Here is a 7,130-nt window from a genome sequence, read left to right as displayed (position 1 = left end):
ACTTCCTTAGAAGTCAATGTTTGGAAGGCTTCGGAAAATGTTCGAGATCAAGGCTTGCGAATTCCGAGGAATGAGGCGTACTTAGGGTACGCCGCAGTGACGAGGGATGACGCGTAACGCAGATATCGGACTTTTTACGGAGCCGTCATGTATTGATAAAAAACGGTTTCACGGATATGATCCTGATTTACTTGAAACGTTTATCGAAATCCCGGAACGGAGAGATGCCATGAAACGATTGTCGGTACTTTGGGTTGTGTTGGTTGGATTGGTCACTTACGCATGGGCCGGTGACCTTGCGGACCAGGAAATGGACGCCTTTCTCAAGGAAAAAAATGAAACCCAGGCCCGGTTTGAGCTGGAAAAAACAGGCCGGACGAAGACCTCCGGCGAGGTTGACAACAAAACCAGAGACAAGGTTTACACACCCGGCCTTGCGATCGAAAAGGCGACGGTTGCGGCCATGCCCGAAGTGGTTGTGCCCGATCCCGTGGGCGAATATCTGTTCAGCGGCAACGCCGACGACTCTTCGGGTCATGCCAACCACGGGGAGGTAAGCGGAGCCCAGCTCACCGAGGACCGTTCAAGCCAACCCGAGTCAGCCTACATCTTTTACGATCGCGATCACCGGATCAAGATTCCGAGAACCGGGGCAAACACCTTTTCAGACGGCAGTTTCACCGTGAGCTTCTGGGTGAAAACCAAAGACGACGGAAGCACCATGAAGGGGCTGGTCACCAACAAAGGTGGCGTCGTCAATTTCTGGGGGTTTTTTCTCAACTCCAATGGAGATCTGACGTTCTTTATCAAGAACCAGGAAGGGCAGCCCGCCCTGATCAATACCCCCATCAATGACTGGAAATGGCATCATGTGACCGGGGTGAGAAATGCGGACGACAACACCCTGAGCCTTTACGTGGACGGTACGCTGATCCAGACCCGCGAAGGCGTCGTCGGATCGGTGGACAGCGGGAATAGAATCTGGGTGGGGGACGGACAGAACCGCATTTTCGTAGGCCGACTCGACGATATTCGTTTGTGGAATAAGGCCCTGGACAGCCGCCAGCTGGCCAAACTTCACGAAAACGGCCCGGTCACGCCCTTATTCCAAACCCCGACCCTAACGGCCATGCTTCCGGGGATGCCCGCTCCCATGGCCCGCTACCTGTGTGACGGCAATGCCGAGGATTCATCGGGCAACGGCAATGACGGCATCGTGACCGGTGCGGAACTTGTGGAAGACCGGGCGGGCAACCCCGATAGCGCCTACCTGTTTTACGATCGGCCCCACCGGATCAAGATTCCCTTGACCGATAAAAACACTTTTACCAACGGCAGTTTTACCGCCTCGTTCTGGGTGAAAGCAAACAAGACGCCCAACGCCATGGTGCACCTTTTGTCCAATGAGGTGTCCGGTGATCCCTTCTGGGGATTCCATTACAACGGTGAAGGGAAGGTGTCGTTTTTCCTGGCCAATCAGGAAGGGGACCATGCCTTGATCACCAGCCCCATGGGAGTGGACGCCTGGCACCATGTGATGGGACGAAGGAATGCCGAAAACAACACCATGAGCCTGTTTGTGGACGGCGCGCTGGTTCAGACCCGTTCCGGAGTGACCGGAAACGTGAACAGCCTGGGGCCCATTTATGCGGGTGATCACAAGAATCGCCTGTTCAACGGCCGCATGGACGAGATCCTGCTCTGGGACAGGGCCCTGCCCGACACGAAAATGGCCGAGTACTACGAAACAACCCGCAATCTTCCCCAGACCGTGTCTTACTCGGCGGACGATGACAATATCGAAGAGCCGGTGGGGCTTTACCATTTCGACGGAAACAGTGTGGATGCCTCGCCCCAGGGTAACGATGCCCAGGTTAACGCGGCCCGGCTGACCCAGGACCGGTCTGGAAATCCCAACAGCGCTTACAGTTTTTACGACCGGGACAATCGGATCAAGGTACCGCTGATTGCAGCCAACATCTTTTCCAAAGGTTCGTTTTCCGTGTCCTTGTGGGTCAAAATCAACGAGACCGGCGGCGGAGCCCAGAAGGGCCTGGTGACCAACGAAGGCACACCCGCCCAGAGATGGGGTCTTTTCTATTCAAGCGATGTCGGGCTTGTTTTTTCATGCAATGACAAGGAAGGCAAACACGGTTTTATCACCCATCCCATCGACCTGGAAACCTGGTACCATGTGGTCGGGGTGCGCGATGCCACGGCGAAACAACTCCGCCTTTATGTGGATGATCAACTGATCGGCAGCAAAGCCTATTCGGGCAGTGACCTGGACAGCGGGGGGGCGATCTTTATCGGAGACGGGAAGAATATGATCTTCAGGGGCTGTATCGACGAGGTCACCCTGTGGCGACGGGCCCTGGCGCATGAGGAAATCACGCAGGCCCATGCCATGGATCTTCATCCCTCGACGGCCATACCCCTGGATAAAAAGCCGGTGATTAAGGAAAAACCCATGAATTTGAATCACAAGATTCCCAAAAAAATCTGAAAATTCATTAATAATTGCATCCTGGCGCAGGGGCGTGTTAAGAGGCTGGGACACGGTTGACCGATTGAAAGCATATTTCGTTTTACTGATAAAACCAGGGCTGAACAATGAGTGATGATAAACATCCGTGGCAGGCGAAGCTGTCGGCTTTGCGCGACGAGATCGATGCGATAGACCGGAAGGTGGTGGAGCTTCTTTCCCTGCGTAAGGCGCAGGTGGACCATGTGGTCGAGCTTAAAAAGGCGCACAACCTCCAGGTCTATCATCCGGCACGGGAGGAAGACCTGATCTGGGCACGGCGCCGGCAGGCCACTGACGCCGGATTGTCTCCCGACTATATCGAGGAACTGTACCGCACCATCATGCGCAGATCCCGCATGGAGCAGACCGGGCAGATGACGAGAAAAGCCGTGAAGCCCGGTGCCAAGGTCCTTATTGTGGGCGGCACCGGTGAAATGGGCCGGTTTTTTGTCCGTTTTTTCGAAAGTGCGGGTTACGAGGTCCGATCCATGGGAAGCCGTGACTGGCCGAATATCGAAACCCTCTGCGAGGGGCTGGATCTGTGCATCATCTCCGTCACCATCGATAAAACGGCCGAGGTTATCGAAAAAATCGCCCCCTACCTTGGGCCGGACACCGTGCTCACCGATGTGACCAGCATCAAGAAGGTGCCCCTTTCGGCCATGATGAACGCCCACACCGGGCCGGTGCTGGGCCTGCACCCCCTGTTCGGTCCCACCCCATCGACCCTGGACAAGCAGATTGTCGTGGCCACGCCGGGGCGCGATGACGGGGCCTGCCGGTGGGTGATCGATCAGTTCAGGCTCTGGGGCGCCGTGATGGTGACGGCCACTGCGGACGAACATGATGAGATCATGGAATTCGTCCAGTCCCTCCGCCATTTCGCGACCTTCGCCTTCGGGCAGTTCCTGGCGGCCAAAAAAGTTCCCCTGGCACGATCCCTCGAATTTTCAAGCCCCATTTACCGCCTCGAACTGGGCATGGTCGGTCGGCTCTTCGCCCAGGATGCCGGCCTTTATGCGGAAATCATCTTTGCCACACCCGAGCGCAGGGCCCTGCTCAAGGACTATATTAAAAGCGTTTCCAACAATCTTGAGATGCTGGAAAACGGGGACAAGGACGCCTTCATCAGCCAGTTCAAAACAATCTCCGAATGGTTCGGCCCCTTTGGCGAACAGGCCATGCGGGAAAGCTCGTTTATCATCGACAAGCTGATCGAACGGTTCTGACCGCCTGATGTGACCCGATGAGCCATGCCCCTGAAGCACGGCACGGCTTCACCAAAGATCCGTCACACGTGATCCTTCGATGGGTGTCCCGGGGCAATCTCATGTGTCATTAACATGCTGTCGTATTCGCTACCGAACGGTGTGGATAACGATCCCGATACCGACAAAGATTCATCCGGCCACATCCGTGCGATTGGCCCGGCTGCCCGGACAAGACAGCGGCAAGAGCAGGCAGACGTCAACAGCGATTGTCAGGGTTTGGCGGCCTCGGCATGGTTCAAAATCAGCGGACAGTAATCCGCCCCGTACCGGTCAAGAAGTTCGCGATAGGCGGGTGAGGTCTTGAACGCAACCATGGCGTCGGCAAAGCGCCTGGCCAGGGCATCATGATGTCGGGCTTTCGAAAAGACCAGGTAGACCACCCTCCGGTCGGCCAGGAAGGGTTTCAAAAACGTGATCTGCTGGGAAAGGCCCATCTGTTTCGCATTGTATTTGATATCGTTGACGTAACCGACGGCAATCTTGAACCGTTTGGCCATCAGTTTCTGCAGGAGGGCCTTCTCATCGATGGCCCCGTCATCTTTCGTCAGATAATCCGCCGTATCGAAACCCTCTTCATAGGAATACCCCCGACAGGTTCCTATGGTATAGCCGGCCAGGGAGCCGAGGTCTCCGTTAAAACGGATGTCATCGTAATTCCTGTGCAGTACGAAAAAACCGATCTGTGAGGCAGAAAGGGCGTTTCCGTCAACAAATACGCCGTAGTGTTTTCGTTCCTCCGTCTTTGTCATGTAGGTAATCGCGTCGGCCTGCCCGTCTTTCAGCATTTCGATCGCCCGTTTCCACGGGTAGGTTTCGATGGTCACCGACAGATTGAGGGCCCGGGCCGCCTCCGTGACCAGTTCGATATGAACGCCCGTGAGATCACCGTTTTCCGAAACGATTTCCCAGGGCGGCCAGGAGCCGCAAGGCCGGACCACAAGCAGATGGGTTGGAGCATCCGCAGCAATGACGACCTCTGCCATTGCCGCAATCACCACGACAACAATCCCCCACCAATACCGTGACATCCCTACCTCCATGGTTGACAGGTCTTCAATAAAGCGGTTCGTTCCGTCTATCGCGCCGCCGAGGGGCGGGGCCGATTACGGATACGCATGGTACGATGGTTCATCCGATGAACCGAAACGAAATGAATGAGACGACGCCGCAGGGCGATATACACGGGCGATACGGATCACACGGCAAGTCACGTCACAGTCGGTCGGCATGTCGACCCCTGCCGTCAGGCGCTATGATTGTTTTAACGGATTTGACGGTAAAATGCCAGGCGAAACAGGGCCCTCCCATGGATTGGGCCCCTCTTCCACGGGATGGGAATCCTTACCCGATCATTTTCAAAAAATCACATCGCCCAGGGGTGATCCCGTGTTATGGCGGGCCTTGCCCCCTCAATCCTAAATCAGGAAAATCCCGTAAATCGAAAGACCCGAGGCCCCGTACAAAAAGGGCGTATCCCAGGTATGGGGGGCCATGGCTTCGAACAGGGTCATGAGCACGGGAACGATAACCAGGGCGACCAGGAACTGGGTATCGGAAAAGAACCCCCTGAATAAAACCATGGTGACCACACTGGTGATAAACACGCAGGCGCTGCCTTCGAGCGTGCGCACATAGCGTTTTGCGGTGAACAACGCGCGGGTTGTGTAATGATGTTTTCCGAAGCGGATGCCCACCGGTTCGGCCAGCCCGTCGCCAATGCCGTTGATGAGGATGGGAATGTAGATCAGTTGGAGCATGTTGATGGAACTGAAATAGATATAAAGGGGAATGATGACGATGGTTCCGGCAATAACCTGGGTCGTCAGCCACAAAAGGGTATAGGGCCGGTCCTCGGGCCGGTCGAACGACATAAAGGCGATCTCGATCCATCGGACGCGCGAGCGTATGGGTTCCGAATAAATCGCGAGGGTGACGATCATCACCCCCATCCCGATGACGGTGAACATCAGGGTATGGGTGTAGGACACAATGCTGTTTATAAATATCGGAAGAAAAAACAGAAAAAAATGGTTGATCTTACGGGTATAATTCACACGAACACCCCTGTGTTTCACAAGCATGCCGTTGATGAACGTTATCAAAAGGTGAATGGACACCGTGATGCCCTGGGCAACAAAAAAGTTTGCTTCCATCTTTTTCCTCCGCGTTCAGATTGCACCTAAAGGGTCACATCGGATCGTAAGATAATCGCCAGGCCCCGACTGGATGACAAAAGCGTGTCGCGGCCATGTCGCCTGAGGGCTCCGGGTCAACGGTCATGATTTTTTTCATGCCGACTTCCTTTTGTGATGAGTGATGAATTTATGTCGCAGCGTCTGCGACGATGCGTTCTATGCCTTTCCAATACATGGCATTGGCCTCCAGAAAATAGTCCATTATCCCTTGTTCCGTGTTCAGACCCGGATCGATTTGGCTGAGCGACGCCCCCAAAAGATCGGCGAACCCATGGGAAAAAATCCATCCATTCGCCATGATTTTCATCACCGTTTCAGAGGGGACCCCTTTGAACAAGGGATAATCTTCAAGCCGTTTATAATTCTTGAAAAAATTGTCCTGTTTGTAGCGCGTATTGAAATCCGTGTGCCTGCCGCCGTGCAGAAACTTGAACAACATGGGTTCGGTTTTGGCAAACATCACATAGCCGAGTCCCATATCAAGGTAGACATCTCCGCTGCGGGTGACGCATTGGGCGTCATAAAGCTTCTGCCAGATACGTTTTAAAACGCCCTCTTCGATCTCCTGCATGGTTGTGCCTACCGAGTAGATCGGCATGGTCGAGCACGACAGCTCTTCGGCAATCACCCGGGCCGACAGCTTTTCAATGCCGTGTTTTTGGACGCAGCGGTACGCCGCGTCGACGATGTCTTCAACCGAAAATTTTGATTTTGGCGGCATAGCACCCTCTTTTTTAATAACACCCGTTATATAACAGTCGTTATTAACATGTCAAAGCTTTTTTTAGTTGCCGAATAATTGCAGGTGAAAGCGAGCGGGGTATTGGAACAAGAGCAACCGCATGTCGCATTCGTTCACATGCATGTTCACGTTCACGAGCACGGGCACGGCAGGCCGAAACCGGCTTGACCGCCATCGTGAACGTGCGCGTGCTCGTGACCGTAAACGTGAACGGCATGAATCCGTCACGCAGGAGAGGCCCATGTGTTTTATCAATCATACATGCGATTGGATAGGTATTGGGCCGTCTTTGAAAAAACTTAGACGAATTTTTGCGCCCCAAGGGGCGGGGTATTAAACCCGCAGCTGCGCAATAAACCGTGCAGAGTCGGATTGGGCTAAATGGAAATTGCCAA

General features: G+C 54.3%; 5 protein-coding genes. 2 read left to right on the top strand and 3 right to left on the bottom strand.

Translation table 11 applies throughout. The annotated features are described in order from the left end of the window. Window positions 1-229 precede the first annotated feature (229 nt). Complete coding sequence (locus tag ACYQ11_RS21540; protein WP_459925901.1) at window positions 230-2,506, top strand: LamG domain-containing protein; 2,277 nt, start codon at window positions 230-232, stop codon at window positions 2,504-2,506. Between the two features lie 107 nt (window positions 2,507-2,613). Then, window positions 2,614-3,756: a bifunctional chorismate mutase/prephenate dehydrogenase gene (tyrA, locus tag ACYQ11_RS21535; RefSeq protein WP_459925900.1), complete on the top strand. Its 1,143-nt coding sequence runs from the start codon at window positions 2,614-2,616 to the stop codon at window positions 3,754-3,756. Between the two features lie 251 nt (window positions 3,757-4,007). Here tyrA and ACYQ11_RS21530 read toward each other — a convergent pair whose 3' ends face one another. From ACYQ11_RS21530 to ACYQ11_RS21520, 3 genes are all read right to left on the bottom strand, one after another. Next, a complete protein-coding gene (locus ACYQ11_RS21530; RefSeq protein WP_459925899.1) occupies window positions 4,008-4,826 on the bottom strand; it encodes a substrate-binding periplasmic protein in 819 nt (272 codons plus the stop codon). 387 nt (window positions 4,827-5,213) lie between these two features. Then, window positions 5,214-5,951 carry a hypothetical protein gene (locus ACYQ11_RS21525; RefSeq protein ID WP_459925898.1) on the bottom strand — a complete coding sequence of 246 codons (738 nt, stop codon included), beginning with the start codon at window positions 5,949-5,951 and terminating at the stop codon, window positions 5,214-5,216. A gap of 169 nt (window positions 5,952-6,120) precedes the next feature. After that, window positions 6,121-6,714 (bottom strand): TetR/AcrR family transcriptional regulator, encoded by a 594-nt coding sequence (locus tag ACYQ11_RS21520; RefSeq protein WP_459925897.1) that lies wholly within the window; start codon window positions 6,712-6,714, stop codon window positions 6,121-6,123. Window positions 6,715-7,130: the final 416 nt, after the last annotated feature.

The sequence above is a fragment of the Desulfatiferula olefinivorans genome (assembly GCF_054657895.1).
The sequence above is the reverse complement of the archived record's forward strand: the minus strand, read 5'-3'. Positions and strand labels throughout refer to the sequence as shown.